The 17,626-nt window shown below is 57.5% G+C and carries 18 protein-coding genes and 1 tRNA gene; 7 read left to right on the top strand and 12 right to left on the bottom strand.

Annotation, left to right across the window (positions count from 1 at the left end):
* Positions 1-16: 16 nt before the first annotated feature.
* From fldB to pyrB, 5 genes are all read right to left on the bottom strand, one after another.
* The gene (gene fldB / locus ACFOSS_RS07390) at positions 17-538 is read right to left on the bottom strand and encodes a flavodoxin FldB (RefSeq protein ID WP_377151554.1); all 522 of its coding nucleotides are present in this window, start codon (positions 536-538) and stop codon (positions 17-19) included.
* Positions 539-624: 86 nt separating this feature from the next.
* Complete coding sequence (locus tag ACFOSS_RS07385) at positions 625-1,041, bottom strand: CopG family transcriptional regulator (RefSeq protein WP_377151552.1); 417 nt, start codon at positions 1,039-1,041, stop codon at positions 625-627.
* A gap of 8 nt (positions 1,042-1,049) precedes the next feature.
* Positions 1,050-1,691, bottom strand: a complete 642-nt coding sequence (locus tag ACFOSS_RS07380) for an AAA family ATPase (RefSeq protein WP_377151551.1) — start codon at positions 1,689-1,691, stop codon at positions 1,050-1,052.
* A 117-nt stretch (positions 1,692-1,808) separates the two neighbouring features.
* The gene (gene pyrI, locus ACFOSS_RS07375) at positions 1,809-2,273 is read right to left on the bottom strand and encodes an aspartate carbamoyltransferase regulatory subunit (RefSeq protein ID WP_377151550.1); all 465 of its coding nucleotides are present in this window, start codon (positions 2,271-2,273) and stop codon (positions 1,809-1,811) included.
* A 10-nt stretch (positions 2,274-2,283) separates the two neighbouring features.
* Positions 2,284-3,207: an aspartate carbamoyltransferase gene (gene pyrB, locus ACFOSS_RS07370; RefSeq protein WP_377151549.1), complete on the bottom strand. Its 924-nt coding sequence runs from the start codon at positions 3,205-3,207 to the stop codon at positions 2,284-2,286.
* Between the two features lie 364 nt (positions 3,208-3,571).
* Here pyrB and ACFOSS_RS07365 point away from each other — a divergent pair.
* Positions 3,572-3,648, top strand: a tRNA-Trp gene (locus ACFOSS_RS07365).
* A 196-nt stretch (positions 3,649-3,844) separates the two neighbouring features.
* On the opposite strand, the gene viaA is transcribed toward ACFOSS_RS07365, so the two are convergent.
* Positions 3,845-5,284 (bottom strand): ATPase RavA stimulator ViaA, encoded by a 1,440-nt coding sequence (viaA, locus tag ACFOSS_RS07360; protein WP_377151548.1) that lies wholly within the window; start codon positions 5,282-5,284, stop codon positions 3,845-3,847.
* Complete coding sequence (locus ACFOSS_RS07355) at positions 5,281-6,912, bottom strand: ATPase RavA domain-containing protein (protein ID WP_377151547.1); 1,632 nt, start codon at positions 6,910-6,912, stop codon at positions 5,281-5,283. The genes viaA and ACFOSS_RS07355 overlap by 4 nt, the downstream gene beginning before the upstream one ends.
* Positions 6,913-7,158: 246 nt before the next feature.
* Between ACFOSS_RS07355 and ACFOSS_RS07350 the strand changes: the two genes are divergently transcribed.
* From ACFOSS_RS07350 to ACFOSS_RS07340, 3 genes are read left to right on the top strand one after another with little or no spacing between them, the layout of a single operon-like run.
* Positions 7,159-7,551: a hypothetical protein gene (locus ACFOSS_RS07350; protein WP_377151546.1), complete on the top strand. Its 393-nt coding sequence runs from the start codon at positions 7,159-7,161 to the stop codon at positions 7,549-7,551.
* On the top strand, positions 7,541-7,996 hold the full coding sequence (rimI, locus tag ACFOSS_RS07345; protein WP_377151545.1) for a ribosomal protein S18-alanine N-acetyltransferase: 456 nt from the start codon (positions 7,541-7,543) through the stop codon (positions 7,994-7,996). Before ACFOSS_RS07350 ends, rimI begins: the two co-directional genes overlap by 11 nt.
* Positions 7,993-8,862, top strand: a complete 870-nt coding sequence (locus ACFOSS_RS07340; protein WP_377151544.1) for a peptidoglycan DD-metalloendopeptidase family protein — start codon at positions 7,993-7,995, stop codon at positions 8,860-8,862. The genes rimI and ACFOSS_RS07340 overlap by 4 nt, the downstream gene beginning before the upstream one ends.
* Here ACFOSS_RS07340 and ACFOSS_RS07335 read toward each other — a convergent pair.
* Positions 8,804-9,388, bottom strand: a complete 585-nt coding sequence (locus ACFOSS_RS07335; RefSeq protein WP_377151543.1) for a hypothetical protein — start codon at positions 9,386-9,388, stop codon at positions 8,804-8,806. The two genes, ACFOSS_RS07340 and ACFOSS_RS07335, sit on opposite strands and share 59 nt — an antisense overlap.
* 175 nt (positions 9,389-9,563) lie before the next feature.
* Between ACFOSS_RS07335 and ACFOSS_RS07330 the strand changes: the two genes are divergently transcribed.
* A complete protein-coding gene (locus tag ACFOSS_RS07330; protein WP_377151542.1) occupies positions 9,564-11,354 on the top strand; it encodes an AMP-dependent synthetase/ligase in 1,791 nt (596 codons plus the stop codon).
* Positions 11,355-11,361: 7 nt separating this feature from the next.
* Here the strand turns inward: ACFOSS_RS07330 and ACFOSS_RS07325 are convergent, their stop codons facing one another.
* Positions 11,362-11,880, bottom strand: coding sequence for a lipocalin family protein (locus ACFOSS_RS07325; protein ID WP_377151541.1), 519 nt, complete (start codon positions 11,878-11,880; stop codon positions 11,362-11,364).
* Positions 11,881-12,349: 469 nt separating this feature from the next.
* On the opposite strand from ACFOSS_RS07325, the gene pntA reads away from it, so the two are divergent.
* Positions 12,350-13,879, top strand: coding sequence for a Re/Si-specific NAD(P)(+) transhydrogenase subunit alpha (gene pntA / locus ACFOSS_RS07320; RefSeq protein WP_377151540.1), 1,530 nt, complete (start codon positions 12,350-12,352; stop codon positions 13,877-13,879).
* Positions 13,880-13,891: 12 nt separating this feature from the next.
* On the top strand, positions 13,892-15,388 hold the full coding sequence (gene pntB / locus ACFOSS_RS07315; RefSeq protein ID WP_377151539.1) for a Re/Si-specific NAD(P)(+) transhydrogenase subunit beta: 1,497 nt from the start codon (positions 13,892-13,894) through the stop codon (positions 15,386-15,388).
* A 123-nt stretch (positions 15,389-15,511) separates the two neighbouring features.
* Here pntB and ACFOSS_RS07310 read toward each other — a convergent pair whose 3' ends face one another.
* From ACFOSS_RS07310 to ACFOSS_RS07300, 3 genes are read right to left on the bottom strand one after another with little or no spacing between them, the layout of a single operon-like run.
* Positions 15,512-15,766, bottom strand: coding sequence for a hypothetical protein (locus ACFOSS_RS07310; RefSeq protein ID WP_377151538.1), 255 nt, complete (start codon positions 15,764-15,766; stop codon positions 15,512-15,514).
* A 26-nt stretch (positions 15,767-15,792) separates the two neighbouring features.
* Entirely contained in the window at positions 15,793-16,515 is a 723-nt protein-coding gene (locus ACFOSS_RS07305) for a site-2 protease family protein (protein ID WP_377151537.1), read from the bottom strand.
* A gap of 17 nt (positions 16,516-16,532) precedes the next feature.
* Complete coding sequence (locus ACFOSS_RS07300; protein ID WP_377151536.1) at positions 16,533-17,429, bottom strand: DUF2167 domain-containing protein; 897 nt, start codon at positions 17,427-17,429, stop codon at positions 16,533-16,535.
* Positions 17,430-17,626: the final 197 nt, after the last annotated feature.

Here is a 17,626-nt window from a genome sequence, read left to right as displayed (position 1 = left end):
GCCTGTGTGCGGATCCTCATACGGTGAGCATCAGCATCTCATCGAGAACTTGCGGCAGCCAACGATCGAGCCGCTCATCAGTCTGGTCGTACTGGCTGGTTTCGTCGAGTGCCAGGCCGACAAACCACTGGCCATCTGGGCTCAATGCCTTCGAGGCGTCGAATTCATAGCCTTCGTTTGGCCAGTAGCCCACCAGCTGGCAGCCTTGCAACACCAGCTTGTCATGTAGCAAGCCCATCGCATCGAGAAACCATTCGCCATATCCTGCTTGATCGCCCAAGCCAAACAGTGCAATCCGCTTGCCGCGCAAGTCGACGCTGTCGATGGCATCCCAACTGGCGAGCCAGTCCTCCTGTATTTCGCCAAAATCCCAGGTCGAGATACCCAACATCAGACAATCGTAGTCAGCCATTTGCTGTACGGACGTGGTTTTCAGGTTGTGCAGCGTGACCAGCTCGGGTCCCACTCTGGCCTGGATTTTTTCAGCTACCATCTCGGTGTAACAGGTGCTGGAACCATAAAAGAGTCCAATCTTCATGCGTGTGCTCACGAGCTATCAAGTGTTGGAATGGGGCGGGATGGTAACAAAAAGCACCGCTCGGAGGGAGCGGTGCCGGTAACAGATTATTTTTTGTTGTTATCGAACAGATGACTGAACCGCTCGTAGATCAGATCCCGCTCCTCCGGGGGGAGCTGGTAAAAATAGTGGGTAAACAAACGCAGCAGCTGAGAGCGGTTCATGCCATCGTTTTCGGCGATCTGCTTGAGGTTCTCGATGCATTCGAGGCTCATCGAGTAGGTGGCCTTCTTGAATACGGCGCGTAATGCCAGAGCTTCCTCGCTGAGATCTTCTGGTTCGGGGGCCAGCGGAATTTGCGCCTTGGGGCGAGGAATCGTAATTTTGCGCGAGTGGCCGAGCGCGTACAGCTCAGCGTCATTGATAAATTCATCGAGGGTGATGGCCGTCTTGGCCTTCACGTCCTCGCTATCTTTCTCCGGGGGCGGTGATTCGCTCTTTTTTTTCAGGTCTGACAGGCCCATAACACGTCCTACAGATTAAGAAACTCTTTGGCGATGGCCTTGATCTCCTCGGCCGCTTTTCCATCCGGTTCGATCTCCATGACCGATAATCCGCGCTCTTCGCTGTCGTCGTAGACATTACGGCTGTAGATGATGGCATCCAGTACGTGCACACAAAAAGAGCTGCACACCTCCTTGGCTTCAAGAATGCGTCGCGCTTGGTTGGGTAGGGACGGGCACTGGGTCATCACGACGGCGGCACTCAGTGACGGGTTGACCATTTTACAGGTGGTGATGATGTCTTCCATGTGCGGCAGGGTTTTCAGGTCCCGCCGTTTCGGACGCAGAGGGATCAGGGCATGGGAGGCGACCGACATGGTAGAGCGCAGGGCCCGGTTATCCTGCCCTCCGCAATCGACAACCACAAAATCGTAGCGACTCTTCAGACTCAGCAAATCTTCGCGGATGTTGCCGTAGAGCTGGACACAATTGATGGACGGCAGATCCGTGTTGTCCTTGCGCTCCTGGATCCAGTCTGAGGTGGTTCGTTGCGGGTCGCAGTCCACCAGCAGCACTTCGCCTTGGTAGTGCCGACGGAAGTAGACCGCCAGATTTTGCGCCAGACAGCTTTTGCCGCTGCCGCCTTTTTCGCCGCCGACCAGAACAATCATAAGGCACCACCTCGAATGGTTATTTACCGAATCACATGAGATGGTCTGAGTATAGATAAAGATTTATTGGCAGGAGGCGGGAGACGGGAACGGCACATGCCGTCCCGTTGTTTTTATTCAGAAATGTGCGCTGACAATCTCTTTGGTGAAGGATTTCTCGCAGTATTTGCATTTCATCCGCACTGCGCCCTTCACTTCCCGGACCGAGAAACAGCTGGCCACCGGTTCGCTATGGCTGATGCAGTTGGAGTTCGGGCAGGCAAAGACACCACTGATCTGTTCAGGCAGTTGCAGCTGATGTTTCTTCACGACCTTGAAATCTTCGATGATGTTCACCGTCGCCTGCGGCGCAAATAACGCCAGTTGATTTGCCTGCTCTCCGGTCAACGAGGTGTTTTCGACCTTGATCAGGTCTTTGGCACCCAGGGCCGCGGATGGCAGATTCAGGCCGACGGTGATGCGTTCTCGGGTATCCAGCAAGTGGAACAGCTTGAGGATCTTGATGCCCTGGCCCGCCGGGATATGGTCGATGACGGAGCCGTTACAGATGGCTTCGACCTGCAGTTGTTTTTTCTCGGACATACAGTGCTCCTTAGACGGTTTCGTTCAGCACGAGGGCCAGCAGAGCCTGGCGGGCGTAGACGCCATTTTCGGCCTGCTCGAAATAATAGGCATAGGGGGTGGTGTCGACGTCGATGTGAATTTCGTCAACCCGCGGCAAGGGGTGCAGTATTTTCAGGTTGTCACGCGCATCCGCCAGCGTATCGACCGTCAATACATACTTGGCTGCGATGTGGCGATATTCGGCTTCATCGAAGCGCTCTTTCTGTACCCGTGTCATGTAGAGGATGTCCAGCTGCGGGATGATCTCCTCAAGATGCTCATGCACGCTGAATTCGATGCCACGCTCTTCGAGTTCTTCACAGATGTAGTCCGGCATCGCCAGGGCCTCGGGCGACACGAAGAACAGACGTGCGTTGAACAGGCTCAGTGCCTGAGCCAGCGAGTGGACGGTGCGGCCATACTTGAGGTCGCCGACGAAAGCGACATTCAGATTATCCAGACGGCCCTGGGTTTCGTACAGCGTGAACAGATCCAGCAACGTCTGCGTTGGGTGTTGGTTGGAGCCATCTCCAGCGTTGATCACCGGGACCCGTGAGAACTCGGCAGCCAGACGGGCGGCCCCCTCCTGCGGATGTCGCATCACGTAGGCATCGGTGTAGGAGGTGATGATGCGAACCGAATCGGCCAGCGTTTCCCCTTTCTTGGCCAGTGAGGTATTGCCGGCATCGGCAAAACCGATGACGTTACCACCGAGGCGTTGCACCGCCGTTTCAAAGGAGAGACGGGTTCGGGTCGAGGCCTCAAAGAAGCAGCTGGCAATCAGTTTGTGACACAGCAGATCGTGGCGCGGCTCGGCTTTCAACCGGCTGGCGGTTTCCACCACCAGCTCCAGCTCGGTGCGGGTCAGATCGGAAATGGAGATGATGTGCTTCTGGTAGAGGGGGTTGGCCATCGTCTGTGATTCCTTAACGTCGGCAAGGTGGACAACAAAAAGCCCCGGAAACGGGGCTCGACCAAAGGGCAGTACAAGACCATGGCTGACGCGCGACACGATAGAGGCTGGTGATCGGCGCGGAGGCGTAAACGTTTGGCTGCATGGGCTGGTTATCCATCCGTGTCTTGTATGCAAACGCGGGAATTATAGAGCAAGCGCCCCGGCATGTTAATGCGCTAAATCCCGCGCTGGAGATCGTTTTTTGTGACCCAGGGCAGAGTGTCACTGTACCGGCGCCTAATTGTTGCGCAGTCGCACGGCTGACCCAGAAAAAGGCCTTTACCTTTAGGGATCAGTTTGTATAATGCGCCTCGTTGAATGCAGGGGCGTAGTTCCAATTGGTAGAACAGCGGTCTCCAAAACCGATGGTTGGGGGTTCGAATCCCTCCGCCCCTGCCAGATTCAAAAAGACCCGCCTTCTGGCGGGTTTTGTCTTTCTGCGCGGCGGTCATTTTCCTCACTTCCCCATCTTTCCTCATTTGCCCAACGCCATAGGTATCATCCCCTTGGCTCGATCAGCAGGCCATGGTTCCTGGCTACCGCATTGCCCGAGTTGGCCTTGGCATGGCGCATGACACAGAGCGTAAAGGTCAGGTCAGGAGAGACGACGCAGCAGGCGGCCTTTTAACCCGGTATCGAAGCGCCAGACAGCGTCGAAAATTTTCATCAGCGCCGGCTTGCCATGCCGAGAGAGGCTGATGGCATTGAAGCGATTGCCACGTCGTTTGATGTCGCGTACCTGTTCCCGCAACTCGGTTGGCAGCCGCTGGGCAATGAAGTCGGACAGCACTATGGCATCGGCATCCTGGTAGGCCCGCTGTTGCATCTGCTCGAGCACGGTGGCAAAGCAGGGGGCCAAATCAGTACCGCCTTTAAAGCTGCAGCCGAGAAAATTCACCGCTTCTTGTAGTCCCTGCTTGCCGGTCAATTCGTAACTGATGACGTCCGTTGAAAACAGCTGAATGATGCAGGGCCGATCCTCGCTGATGGCAATTTGCAGCAAGGCAAGACAAAAAGCTTTGGCCGCTTGTTCCGGGTAACCGCTCATCGAACCGGATGTATCGATGCAGACGATGAAGGGCCCTTTGGGTTTAAGTTCGTCGCCGCTGGTATAGCGCTGTTCGAGCATGACTTTCGGCGCCCGACTCTGACCCATGAAGTGATAATTCAGCAGGCGTCGTTCCGCCATTTGCTGGTAGAACAGGGTTTCCAATTCCGGGCTGCTTAACAGCATCGTCTGCGAGGGCAGCAGATGCTGCAACTCGTTGCTCTGGTGCACACCGACCAGATCATCCGGGATGGCATCCTGTTGCTCGTATTGCATCACCCGGTTTTCGACATTGCTCAACCGTTGCCGATTGCGCTGTTCATCCGCTGCCGCGCGTCCTAGCTCTGCTGCAATATTGCGCAGTTCAGGGTTGCGGGCCAAAAACTGGGCATAATGCCGTAATCGCTGGGTATCACCCTGCAACAGTTTGGCGGCGCTCAGATCCCAGAGTTTTCCCGGGTTATCTGGCTGTAGCGTCTCTTCGACGGTACTGGCGATATCCACTCGCTCTTCCAGCTCCCGCAGCATGCGTTCTCGTTCCTGATCGGCGAGAGCCAGTTCAAGGGCGACCAGGCGATTGACTATATCGTCGCGCCAGCGCGTAAGGAACAGCTGCTTGCGGAGATGAGGATTGGACTCCTTGAGGTTGCCGAGCAGGCTGGTCGCTTGTTCCAGAAAGGGGCTGCGTGCCAATTGGGCAATCAGGCGGGGCTCATGTGTCTGAAACTGTTCGGCCGCGAGCAGTTGTGTTTCCTGATAGAGCCGAAACTCCTGTTCCAGTTCTGCGGGGACCGGTTGGTGCCATACCTGGCTGCTGACTCCACGGCTCCAGCGGCCAAGTTGATCGCGGATCTGTTGCTCAAAACGTGGACGCGCCTTGAGAAAACTGACGACCTGGGGAGACCCCATCAAGCCACTGACCATGTCCTTGATCAGTTCGGCATCATTGAATGACAACAGGGTCGATAGCGTATGCAGATCGATCATCTCGGGCCGCCCCCCGCGTACTGCAACAAGTTGTCGAGGGCCTCACGGGCTTCAGCCAGCATGGCGACCAGAGCATCGTCTTTTTGGACCAGCTGCAACAGGCTCTCTTCAATCATCACCAGCCAGTCCGCGGCGAGAAACAGGTGTGGACAATGACTGGTAAACAACTGTCGTTGCGTGGTGATATCGCGGCGCAGCTCCACCAGGGCTTCTTCACGCTCTTCTATCGCTGCCAACCAGCGCTGTCGCAGCCATTCCGGTACCCCGCCAGGGCGCGCGAACGCCACCGGCACCGGACGGTTGGCGGTGTCGCGAACCATCAGTTGCTGGCGGCTATCGACATCGAGTAACAATTCGATGCTCGAGGTATCTTGGTGCAGACGAACGGGGACCCGGCCTCCTTTGCGCAGCCACTGCAGCAGGTCACGACGGCTCAGGGCCGCATAGCGAGTCAGTCGCTCCGGTTGCTGCGGGTCCAACTGACATGGCGCCAGAAACAGCAGGCGATAGTGCGGCTGGCGAGGGTCCATGCCATTGGCTTTGAAATCCAGTTGCCAGGTGGTGCGTTTTAACAGCGGGTTCTGCACGGACTCCAGCTGACAGCCCAACTCCTGCACCATCGCCTCCTGCAACTGCATCAGCTCCTGCTGCTGCTGTTGTAGCGCGAACTGCAGGCGATCCTGTGCATAGGCCTGGCGCTTGGCAAAATCAGCCAGCTGCTGCCGGATCTGCTCACGGGCATGCAGGTCATGCCACAGACAGTCTTTTAGCAACAGCAGATCCAGCGGCACTATGTGATGGCGGCCGTTGAAGAAGGCGCTGGCCTGTAACAGGCGCAGGGCTTTTTTCCAGCGTCGGTCCGAGACGTACAGGGATTGCCGGTGGGTATCATCGGATTGAGCATTCAGCTCGGCCAGGCGTTCACGCAACAGAAACAGCTGTTCAAACAGGTTATCGCTGAGGCTGACCTGGGTCAGCCCCTGCTGCCAGGCCAGGTAGTCGTTGTCGTCGATTTTCAGGGTAGCCGGTACCGGATCCTGAGCCGGATCCTGACGACTGGTCAGCATGGCACGGAAATTCTGCTTGTCCTGTATGCGGTCTAACCACAGACGAATGAGCATGCGATCATAGAGCGCCTCTAGGCCGCTTTGCTCTTCGGGTAATTCGTTAGAGGCGGTGACCAGCAGCCGCATCGGAACGCGGATCTCCTTTTCACCATTGCGGAAGCGCCGCTCGTTGATCACGGTCAGCAAGGTATTGAGAATCGCCGGTCCGGCCTTCCAAATTTCATCCAGGAAAACCACTTCGGCATCGGGGAGATACCCCTCGGTGAGGCGGAGGTAGCGGCCTTCATCTTTGAGTGCCTGAATCGACAGCGGACCGAAGACTTCTTCCGGGGTCGAAAAACGGGTCATCAGATATTCAAACGCACGACTGTCGCTGAATGCGCAGATCAACCGTCGTGCCAACAGGCTCTTGGCGATGCCGGGTGGGCCCAGCATGAAGACACTCTCGCCGCATAAGGCGGCCAGAAGGCACAGGCGCATGGTATCCTTGCGCTCGTACAACCCTTGGGCGAGGGCATCGATCAGTTTGCCGATGCGATCCTGCAGTGCTTTGTTATCCATGCCGACCTGCTGGTAAAAAAGGAAATGTCTGGCGCTCGAATCACGGCCGGCGATCGGGATCACATCGCGGCGTCACCTATCGCTAATTGTTGTGATTAGTCTCACAAACGCAAGGGTTAGTTGTGCCTTGGATGACAAAAAATGATGTCACAGGGTGGTCAATTGTCGTCGGGACAGGAAAATGTTACGCCGGCGCCAGGGTGAGTAGCGAGGCGATAACATCGCGATTACAAAGGAGAATCTGGAATGCTGACGAGACAGGAACAGGGGGTGTTGGCCATGGGCTTGACGCTATGGCAGTTGCGCCGTCCCGAATGCTTGCAGCTCCAGCCCTCTGTGGTTGTTGCGCCGGATAGCTGCGCGAAGACAGCGCCGACAGCAAGTGACACGATCACGCCGACGCTCTGGCTGCAGGGCGCGGCGCCTGCCTGGTTTCCCGCCTTGGTGCTCTGGCTGCAGCGTCAGGGTGTGCGCTGCGCCGAGCTGGATGTCGCCGCGTGTCAGCCTGCGGATGCATTGTTGCAGATGGAGAGCGGCGGGCCAGTGCCGGTCGAGCTAGCGATTCTGCCGGGTTACGCCGGAAAACGAGCGGTCTGGCGCGCACTCTGTGCACTGGGATGGGGGCAGAATGGTGCCTGAATGTCGCCCGCTGTGCCCGGATCAGTTGTCGCTGATGCTGCCGATTGAACAAGCCGCCCATATCGCACCGTGGAGTGCCAACCTGCTGGCGCAAAGCTTTGGCGAGCGATACCTGACCGTCGGCATCTGGCAGGGGGAGCAACTGCTTGGGTTCTATATCGCCGATTGGCTGCTCGATGAGTCGACACTGCACAATATCTGTGTAGCGCCGGGCGTGCGGCGCTTGGGTTATGGTGCCCGACTGCTGGAGGATTATTTGCATCGCAGTGCCGCTCGGGGCTGCGCCTGCTGGTGGCTGGAGGTGCGCCGATCCAATGCGGCGGCCATCGCGTTATACCAGCGTTACGGTTACCAGATTGCGGGGTGTCGCAAGGCGTATTACCGCCATGAAGACGGTGTTGAGGATGCGCTGGTCATGCAGCGTCAATCGGAGGCGCTAGCGTGAGGGGCGGCGGGCTCCTGCTGCTGTGCTGGTTAGCCTGCCCGCTCCACGCGGGTGTCTTCAAGTACGTCAATGCCGATGGCGTCGTCAGTTATACCGATGATCGCGATCTGGCCGCTCCTTTTAATCCGGAAGAGCTGGAGTATCTGGACCCGGATCCGGACAAGGTGCGTCTGCGCTATACCCCAAGTGGTAATTTATTCATCATCAACGAGCTGCACGGGCCTGTGACGGTGAGTCTGCAACTGAGTACCCGTGTTGGGGTCGAGAGCCAGCATGATCTGTCGGCACCGATCGTGGTGCCGGCCCAGTCAGAACAGTTTGTGGATCGACTGAGTTACCATGGCGATGGGACCCTGGCGATCCGCCATACCTTTGTGATTGGTGCACCGAGTCATACTCAGGATGCCGACCTGGTAGTGCCGTTCCGCGGCCGCTATCGCATATCACAAGGTTTTGAGGGCCGGTTCAGTCATCACCTGCCGGGTAATCGCTATGCGATTGATGTGCCGATGCCAGAGGGTACACCGGTACTGGCTGCCCGCTCCGGGGTGGTGTTTGACATGAAGATGGGGTTTAGTGGCAGCAGTCAGGATCCTTCAGCGCGGGCCAGGACCAACTATATCCGGCTGCTGCATGGTGATGGCACCATGACGGTGTATGCCCACCTGCGGACCGGCACCGCCAGGGTGCAGTCCGGGCAAAGCGTGAGTGCCGGGCAGATGATCGCCGAGTCGGGTAATACCGGCTACAGCACGGCTCCGCACCTGCACTTTGCGCTGCAGCATAACGATGGCCAGCGCCTGGTCTCTATTCCATTTCACTTTCAGGGCCAGACTCCGCAGCAGGGGATGTGGCTTGGGAATTGACCGTCTCGTCGGCGCTTTCGAGAAGCCAGCTGTCGAGGGCAGCCTTGAGGTGTTCGGCGGTGAGGGCCATGGGTTGGCCATGCGCGCCGACACGAAACGCCGTCATATCGGCGTTAAAATAGAGCGCTGTGGCCTCGCCCTGCGGGGTCCGTTCCAGGATCCAGACCGGAAATTCCGCTTGCTGGTGGTAGCGTTCCAGCAGTTGTGCCGTCGCAATATCCGCTTCACCATCCAGTCGCACGCGTAGCCAGTCGCGGGTGCTCTCTTGCCACTGCGGAGTCTGCCACAGCTGTTCGAGTTGTTGGCAGCGCATGCAGTCGCCCTGTTGCAGCCATAGCAGCAGCGGCTTGCCATTCTGTGTGGCGCGATAGACCGCTTGCTGGTAGCCGTTGGCGTTGTAGAGCCAGCCACCGGCCGCAGCCTGCCGGGTATCCAGCCAACCCAGTGTTGTGACGGCTACGCCTGCCAGCAACACGGCCCCCGATATCACCAGTGCCCAGGGGCGGATCCGCATCCAGTTACACATTTTCACTCTCGTTGTCCTGATGTGAATGGTCTGTTTGGCACTGTCTATTGTGCACCGGCAGCAACTTTGAAGCAAAAAGCTAACACCTGTACGCTAAATTGTGGGATCCTCCCCTTGGTATCGCATTCGGACAGCGTTATTGGCCGAACAACTGTAATCTGAAAGGTTTTTAGCAATGCATGAGCTCCATTTGGTTCGCGTTTTTCGCAAGCGTATCGAGGGACTGAAACACAAAGCCGCGCTGCGGGTCCAACAGGATGGACAGTGGCGAGACATCAGCTGGCAGGCATTTGGCCGCAGCATGGATTATCTGGCTCAGGCGCTGATTCGGCTGGGCCATCAACCACAACAAATGGTGGGCATCTGCGCCCGCAACATGCCGGAGTGGACACAAGCGGACCTGGGTATTCTGGCGGCGCGGGGCGTCGTGGTGCCGATTTACTCAACCAACACGCTTGAGCAGACCCGCTACATCCTCAACGATGCGGGGATCCGGATCCTGTTTGTGGGAGAGCAGCCGCAATTTGAACAGGCGCGGCAACTGCTGGCCGAAGGCTGTCTGGATCACATCATCTGTTTCGAACCGGCTGTCGATCTTCAGGGCTGCCCTCAGGCGATGCACTTTGCCGAGTTGCTGCAGTATGGCAACCATGAGCCGGCGGCTCGTGAGTTGCAACAGCGTGCGGCAGATTATCGAATGGAGGATTTGCTGACCCTGGTTTATACCTCGGGGACCACGGGCGAGCCCAAAGGCGTCATGGTGGATTACAGCAATCTGGCGGCGGTGCTGGTGATGCACGATCAGCGCGTTAGCGTCGGCCACGAGGATGTTTCGCTGGCGCTGTTGCCACTTAGTCACGTCTACGAACGTTATTGGACCTACTATGTGCTGTATCGTGGCGCCGTGAATGTTTACATTCGTGATCCGCAGGCGGTGATGTCAGTGTTGCACGATGTCCGCCCCACTGTGATGTGTGCGGTGCCCCGAGTCTATGAGAAGGCCTACACCATCATTCACGGTAAGGCCGATACCGCCAATCCAGTGCGGCGCCACATTTTTTACTGGTGCAAGCGCATTGGCTTGCGTCACTTGGAAGCGCGCATGGCGGGTGAGCAACCGGGAGTGCTGCTGAAACTGCAGCACAAGGTTGCGGACCGTCTGTTGTTTTCGACGCTGCGTCAGCGGTTTGGTGGGCGAGTGCGCTTTTTGCCGGTCGGCGGCGCGCGACTGGCTGACGAAATCAATCTGTTCTTCAATGCCGCAGGGCTGAATATCAAGTGCGGTTATGGCTTGACCGAAACCTGTGCCACCGTATCGTGCCCGCGGCATGATGATCTGGCCATTGGAACCATAGGCACTCCGCTGGATGGCCTGGAAGTGCGCTTGGGGGCAGACAAGGAAATTCAGGTCAAGGGACCCACGGTGATGCGTGGCTACTACAACAAGCCGGAGGAGACCGCCAAAGTCCTGACCGAGGATGGTTACTTCCGCACCGGCGATGCCGGTGATCTCGATGCTCAGGGACGCTTGTTGTTTACCGAGCGCCTGAAAGAGCTGATGAAGACGTCGAACGGCAAGTATGTGGCCCCTCAGGTCGTGGAGGGCACGCTGTCAAAAGATCCCTTGATCGAGCAAATTGCGGTGGTCGCCGATGCCCGCCATTTTGTCTCCGCATTGATAGTCCCATGCTTCGAGTCTCTGGAAGAGATGGCGCGTCAACTGGGTATCGAGTATCAGAATCGCCTGGATCTGCTTAAAAACAGTGAGGTGGTCGCGTGTTTTGAGAAGCGGATTAACGCGCTGCAACAACACCTTGCCAAGTGGGAGCAGGTGAAGAAGTTCACGCTGCTGCCACGGCCATTCTCGATGGAACTTGGGGAACTGACGCCAACCTTGAAGTTGCGGCGCAAGGCGATCGAACAGACATTCGGTGCCGAGATCGAGGCCATGTACCGCGCCCACTGATCCCTCATCAGCGGGCTGTCTGGTTAACCCAGATCAGCTGTGCGGTCGCAAACCCCATACTTTGGGCACGGTTTAATAACCGTGCCTTTTCTTTTTCTGGCAAGGTGGGGGTGCGAGATAACAGCCACAAGTAATCACGGTCTGGGCCACTGACCAGGGCATAGCGATAATCCGCATCCAGATCCAGGATGGTGTAGCCGCCATAGAAGGGGCCGAAGAAACTGACCTTGAGATGGCCAATATCCGGTGTCGACACAAACCGCGCGATACCGTCGGCCTGTTGCCACTCGCCTCGACTGGGGTTAAATCCCCGATTGCGAACGCCAATACTGCCATCCGGGTTGAGCCGGTATTCCGCGGTGACCTGTTCCAAACCTCGCTCAAAGCGATGATCCAGGCGGGCGACTTCGTACCAGACCCCAAGGTACCGCTGGGCATCGAAGGCGTGGACCGGTGAGAGCCCCTCCGGAACACCGGTACAGGCGGATAACAGCAACAACGATAACAGCAGACCCTGTTTTAACATGACATCGTCCTTACGAGATTTTCCCGCTCTTAATACGCAGCGCGGGCGGTTTTGGATTGGCGGGCAGTCCATTTACTTAAAAGATTTTATGTGGTCTATAGCGATTTAATAGAACCGAAAGGAACTATAAACGCCAAATAATTATAACTAAGCCGGGTCCAAGGATTTTTTTTCCGGGTTATACCGGCTACAGTGTGAGACCCGTTTTGCAGGATGTCCTGTTTTGGCGCATCCGGGATGGCAGCAGCGCACAAGCCTGGCTCCCGAAATCCGATGGCAAATCGGGTTTCCGGTGTTGAGGGATCAGGCCGGTGTGACTGGTCTGGTATCAGCGAACGTCAAGATCGTTGATAATCCTGTCCTGTTGCCTAGTAAACGCCGGCGTTGCGGGGGAACCCGAGTGCCGAGACGCTTTCCTGCCTCTGGGGGAGCGTGCATAGCGACCTTTATCGAATATCAGGGAAAAGACATGCAGATTGGAATACCGAGAGAAAGTCTCGCCGGTGAAACCCGGGTGGCCGCCACCCCGGTGACCGTCGAGCAACTGCGCAAGCTCGGCTTCGACGTTGTCGTCGAGTCGGGGGCCGGTGCTCTGGCCAGTTTTGATGATGCCGCCTTCACCGCGGCTGGTGCCAGCGTCGTGGACACCGATACGCTGTGGCAATCTCCGATTATCTACAAGGTAAATGCCCCCAGCGACGCTGAAATTGCGCGTCTGCAAGCCGGCACCACCCTTGTCAGCTTCGTCTGGCCTGCCCAGAATCCGGAGTTGGTCGCAAAACTGGCCGAAAAACAGGTCAATGTGCTGGCGATGGACATGGTGCCGCGTATCTCCCGCGCCCAGGCGCTGGATGCCCTCTCCTCGATGGCCAACATCGGTGGTTATCGTGCCGTCGTTGAAGCGGCCCATGCTTTCGGCCGTTTCTTCACCGGCCAAATCACCGCCGCTGGCAAGGTGCCGCCGGCCAAGGTGCTGGTGATTGGTGCGGGTGTGGCTGGTCTGGCCGCCATCGGTGCCGCAGGCTCCCTCGGTGCCATCGTGCGTGCCTTTGATACCCGCCTGGAAGTGGCCGAACAGATCGAATCCATGGGTGGCGAGTTCCTGAAACTCGATTTTGGTGGTGAGGATGGAGCCTCCTCCGATGGTTATGCCAAGGTGATGTCGGATGAGTTCATCGCCGCCGAGATGGCGCTGTTTGCTGCTCAGGCCAAAGAGGTGGATATCATCATCACCACGGCATTGATCCCGGGCAAGCCGGCACCCAAGCTGATCACCAAGGAGATGGTGGACAGCATGAAGCCGGGTTCGGTCATCGTCGACCTGGCCTCGGCTGCTGGCGGCAACTGTGAATATACGGTGCCGGGCGAGCTGCATGTGACAGCCAGTGGCGTCAAGGTGATCGGTTACACCGACCTGCCAGGCCGTCTGCCGACCCAATCTTCCCAACTCTATGCCACCAACCTGGTCAACCTGACCAAGCTGCTGTGCAAGGAGAAGGATGGCAACATCGATATCAATTTCGACGATGTCGTACTGCGTAACATGAGCGTGGTCAAGGCCGGTGACGTGACGTTCCCGCCACCTGCCATCAGTGTCACCGCCGCGCCAAAGAAAGAGGCGGCTCCGGCACCCGTAGCCAAAGCAGCCAAGCAGCCTTCCAAGCTCAAGTACTGGCTGGCCGCTGCCGGCGTTGCCGGATTCGGCTGGGTGGGTCATGTGGCACCGCCGGATTTCCTGTCGCATTTCACCGTGTTCGTGCTGGCGTGTGTCGTCGGTTACTACGTGGTGTGGAATGTCACCCATGCTCTGCATACACCGCTGATGTCCGTCACGAATGCCATTTCTGGCATCATCGTTGTCGGCGCCCTGTTGCAGATCGGCTCGGCATCGACCCTGGTCACGGTACTGGCGTTTGTCGCCGTGTTGATCGCGACGATCAACATTGCCGGCGGCTTCACGGTGACTCAGCGCATGCTCAAGATGTTCCGCAAGGATTAAGGGAGAAACAACATGTCTCATGGATTGGTCACGGCTGCTTATATCATCGCCGCCGTGCTGTTCATCCTCAGCCTCGCCGGACTGTCGAAGCAGGAAACCGCCAAGTACGGTAACTGGTTCGGTATCGTCGGTATGGCCATTGCCCTGGTGGCAACCATTGCCAGCCCGAGTGTGCATGGCGTTGTCTATATTCTGATCGCGATGGCCATCGGTGGCGCCATCGGTGCCCGCCTGGCGCTAAAAGTCGAGATGACCCAGATGCCGGAGCTGGTGGCAGTGCTACACAGCTTCGTCGGCCTGGCAGCGGTACTGGTCGGTTTTAACAGCTTCATCGATCTGCTGCCATCCGATGCCGCAGCCCAACTGGTGCTGCCGCTCTCCGGTAGCCCGGAAGAGATCCTGGCGGCGGCACAGCAAGCTATCGCCCAGATTGCCAATCAGCAAGCCGCTCACGATGCCCATCTGACGGGAGCCATGCTGAACATTCACCTGACGGAAATTTTCCTTGGTGTGTTCATCGGTGCTGTTACGTTCACCGGCTCCATTGTCGCCTTTGGCAAGCTGCGTGGCATTATCAGCTCCAAGCCGTTGTCGCTGCCGCACAAGCACAAGCTGAACCTGCTGGCTGCAGTCGGCTCCTTTGCTCTGATGCTCTATTTCATCAACGTTGGTGGCTCTACCTGGGCGATCCTGCTGATGACATTGATCGCGCTGGCATTCGGCTGGCATCTGGTGGCGTCTATCGGCGGCGCTGACATGCCGGTCGTGGTCTCGATGCTGAACTCCTACTCAGGGTGGGCTGCAGCCGCGGCGGGCTTCATGCTCTCCAACGACCTGCTGATCGTGACTGGTGCACTGGTGGGCTCATCGGGTGCCATCCTCTCTTACATCATGTGTAAGGCGATGAACCGCTCTTTCCTCTCGGTGATTGCCGGTGGTTTTGGCACCGATGGGGCCAGCAGCAGTACTTCTGAGGAAGAGATGGGCGAGTACCGCGAAATGAAGCCGGAAGAGGTGGCTGAGCTGCTGAAGAACTCCAGCTCAGTGATCATTACTCCCGGTTACGGCATGGCGGTGGCTCAGGCTCAATATCCGGTCGCTGAAATCACGCAGAAACTGCGTGAGCGTGGTATCAAGGTGCGTTTTGGTATCCACCCGGTGGCGGGACGTCTGCCAGGACACATGAACGTGCTGCTGGCGGAAGCCAAGGTACCGTACGACATCGTGCTGGAGATGGACGAGATCAATGAAGACTTCCCGGATACCGACACCGTACTGGTGATTGGTGCCAACGACACGGTGAACCCGGCGGCGATGGAAGATCCGGGCAGCCCAATCGCGGGGATGCCGGTACTGGAAGTGTGGAAGGCGCAGAACGTGGTGGTGTTCAAGCGTTCGATGAACACCGGCTATGCCGGTGTGCAGAACCCACTGTTCTTCAAGGAGAACTCGCACATGTGCTTCGGCGACGCCAAGGCAACTGTCGAGAATATCCTCAAGGCGCTGTAATACCGTCACAGGTTGCGATAATCAAGATAAGGGGGCCGGAAGGCCCCCTTAATCATTGGCATGGGATATCACCGGCTGCGTGTTGTCAGGTGGGCTGGTGATGCCATATCGGACCGAGTGGTCTTATTCCGCCTCTTCTTCCCACCCTTCGGCGACGCCCTGAACGGCATCGCGTGTACCGTGACCGATCGCCTTGGTCGTGTCCCGCGTCTTGTGGCCTATGGCGGTGGTGACATCCCGGGTGGTGTGTCCAATGCTCCGCGTCACGTCCCGAGTGGCGTGGCCAATATCGCGACCGGCCGCCTTCATGTCACTGCACCCCCATATCATGGACGCCAACAGCGCCGTGGTGCTCAGGATCAGACTGGTTCGTTTCACGTTAGCTCCTCGTGGTGAATGCAAAATCAATGACTTCTGAGATGGCTCAGCATCAGATGCACATCGTGACTCATGATGGCAAGAAAGCCCAGTAACGCCAGATAATAACAGGCGTACTGAATGCGCTGTTCCAGGCTGACCCGATAATAACCTTCCGGCTTGTCATGCCGTTCGCGTCCGCGCAGGACGCTCCAGACTTGTGGCGCCGCCAGCACTGCGACCAACAACAACAGTGGACTAGGACGGTAAAAAAACAGCGCGATCAACACCGGGACGCCAACCAGCCACAAGCGTGGCGATATGATGGCCACGATGCGTCCGCCATCAAACGGGCTCAGTGGTATCAGGTTAAACAGATTGAGGATGAAGCCGATATAGGCCAGTGCCAACCAGATTTCGCTACCACCTTGTCGCCCGATGTAATAACAGCCGAGGGCGCCCAGGGTTCCGAGCAAAGGGCCGGCAAAACCAACCCAGGCTTCAGTCTCGACATCCATCGGCTGCTCCTTGAGCTGGATCCAGGCTCCGACAAACGGGATAAATGTCGGGGCGCCAACCTGCAGCCCCCGCTGGCGCGCAGCCAGGTAGTGGCCCATCTCGTGAATGAACAGCAATGCAATAAAACCGGCGGCATACCACCAGCCAAACAGCTGGGCATAGATCACCAAAGAGAGCGCCATGCTGCCAAGGGTTAGCAACAGGGGGCCAAGCTTGCCGGCCCCGAACAGTATCATCAAAAGCTTGAGCACAGGGATTCCTGTCTTGGTTATTTGCGTCGGAACAGTTTACCCAAAGTCGCGCCGCCAGCAGCCACGGCGATGAAGATAACCTTGGCAAATTTGGCAAAGAAGGCCGCCGCCAGCGCAAAGAACCCCAGTTTCTTGGCGGCAACGCCAGCCACCAGTGCGGCCAGACCATATTCTGCCACCTGATCGGTCTCTTCGCTGAAATCGCTGTAATGTTTGCCGTCGTTGTAGGCAATGCCGTTGATCAGTTGCGAAGCCAGTGGCTTGAGGCGATCGACGTTCTCCATGTCCGTGATCAGGTTCATGCCAATATAGCCTTCGCGTCCGAGGGCCAACGTCTTGTAGTTGATGGTGTAGTTGCTGTCGACGCTGCCCTTCTGTCGAGCCGAGGCAGACCAGCGAAGCTGGTGTTGTGCCGAGTCGTAGGCGGGAACCTCTGCCCAGCCCAGGACTTCCAGTTCCGGAATACCGCGTTGACGACGCTCTTCGTTGGCGGCTTCGGTACCCTCTTTGAGACTGTCGAGCATACCGTCCGGATCCCACTCCTTGGCATCGTCATCACGAATGAAACCTGTCTTCTCGTAGCTGACCAGCAACATCCAGTTTTCGTCCTCGCTCTGCGGGATGATGGTGCCTTCGACCGCGCTGTCACCCTGGCCGTCAATGGCCTGCAGCAGGCGCTGTGTCTGCTGCTTGGGTATAAAGGCCATGCCTTCCGGCAATTGCAGGTGGGCCTGATCGTTGATGGTAATATCTGTTGGGCCGGCAACGGCAGCCTGCATGGCGGCGATGTTTGCGGCTTCATATTCGGCTTGTGCCGCAGCCATGGCATCGGGCTCTTCCGCTTGCACGGGTAACGTCAGGGCCAAGCCCAGCACCAGGCAACGTGTGCGTTGCCACCCTGTTCTTATGATCATCGTTTGCTCCGTAATGTATCGCGGGGCCCCATTGGCCCGCTGCCGCTATCAATGCGGGCGGCCATTTTGACATGGTTTCATTTGACTAGCTTCGGTCAAGTTGTGATCGCCTCGCTGATTTCACATTCTGATTCGGAGTTCATGACGGGAAAGGATATGATGTCGCGCGACAAAGAGGCATATCGCCTTGAAGCCAG

This window comes from Pseudaeromonas sharmana (genome assembly GCF_042649925.1).
GTDB lineage: Bacteria > Pseudomonadota > Gammaproteobacteria > Enterobacterales > Aeromonadaceae > Pseudaeromonas > Pseudaeromonas sharmana.
Note: the sequence above shows the minus strand (reverse complement) of the source record. Positions and strands in the feature narration are given on the sequence as shown.

Coding starts and splice junctions, on each gene's coding strand:
- fldB (WP_377151554.1), bottom strand. CDS start 538: ATGAAGATTGGACTCTTTTATGGTTCCAGCACCTGTTACACCGAGATG.
- pyrB (WP_377151549.1), bottom strand. CDS start 3,207: ATGGCCAACCCCCTCTACCAGAAGCACATCATCTCCATTTCCGATCTG.
- ACFOSS_RS07385 (WP_377151552.1), bottom strand. CDS start 1,041: ATGGGCCTGTCAGACCTGAAAAAAAAGAGCGAATCACCGCCCCCGGAG.
- pntB (WP_377151539.1), top strand. CDS start 13,892: ATGTCTCATGGATTGGTCACGGCTGCTTATATCATCGCCGCCGTGCTG.
- ACFOSS_RS07335 (WP_377151543.1), bottom strand. CDS start 9,388: ATGTGTAACTGGATGCGGATCCGCCCCTGGGCACTGGTGATATCGGGG.
- ACFOSS_RS07325 (WP_377151541.1), bottom strand. CDS start 11,880: ATGTTAAAACAGGGTCTGCTGTTATCGTTGTTGCTGTTATCCGCCTGT.
- ACFOSS_RS07300 (WP_377151536.1), bottom strand. CDS start 17,429: ATGATCATAAGAACAGGGTGGCAACGCACACGTTGCCTGGTGCTGGGC.
- pyrI (WP_377151550.1), bottom strand. CDS start 2,273: ATGTCCGAGAAAAAACAACTGCAGGTCGAAGCCATCTGTAACGGCTCC.
- viaA (WP_377151548.1), bottom strand. CDS start 5,284: ATGATCGATCTGCATACGCTATCGACCCTGTTGTCATTCAATGATGCC.
- ACFOSS_RS07330 (WP_377151542.1), top strand. CDS start 9,564: ATGCATGAGCTCCATTTGGTTCGCGTTTTTCGCAAGCGTATCGAGGGA.
- ACFOSS_RS07380 (WP_377151551.1), bottom strand. CDS start 1,691: ATGATTGTTCTGGTCGGCGGCGAAAAAGGCGGCAGCGGCAAAAGCTGT.
- pntA (WP_377151540.1), top strand. CDS start 12,350: ATGCAGATTGGAATACCGAGAGAAAGTCTCGCCGGTGAAACCCGGGTG.
- ACFOSS_RS07350 (WP_377151546.1), top strand. CDS start 7,159: ATGCTGACGAGACAGGAACAGGGGGTGTTGGCCATGGGCTTGACGCTA.
- ACFOSS_RS07355 (WP_377151547.1), bottom strand. CDS start 6,912: ATGGATAACAAAGCACTGCAGGATCGCATCGGCAAACTGATCGATGCC.
- rimI (WP_377151545.1), top strand. CDS start 7,541: ATGGTGCCTGAATGTCGCCCGCTGTGCCCGGATCAGTTGTCGCTGATG.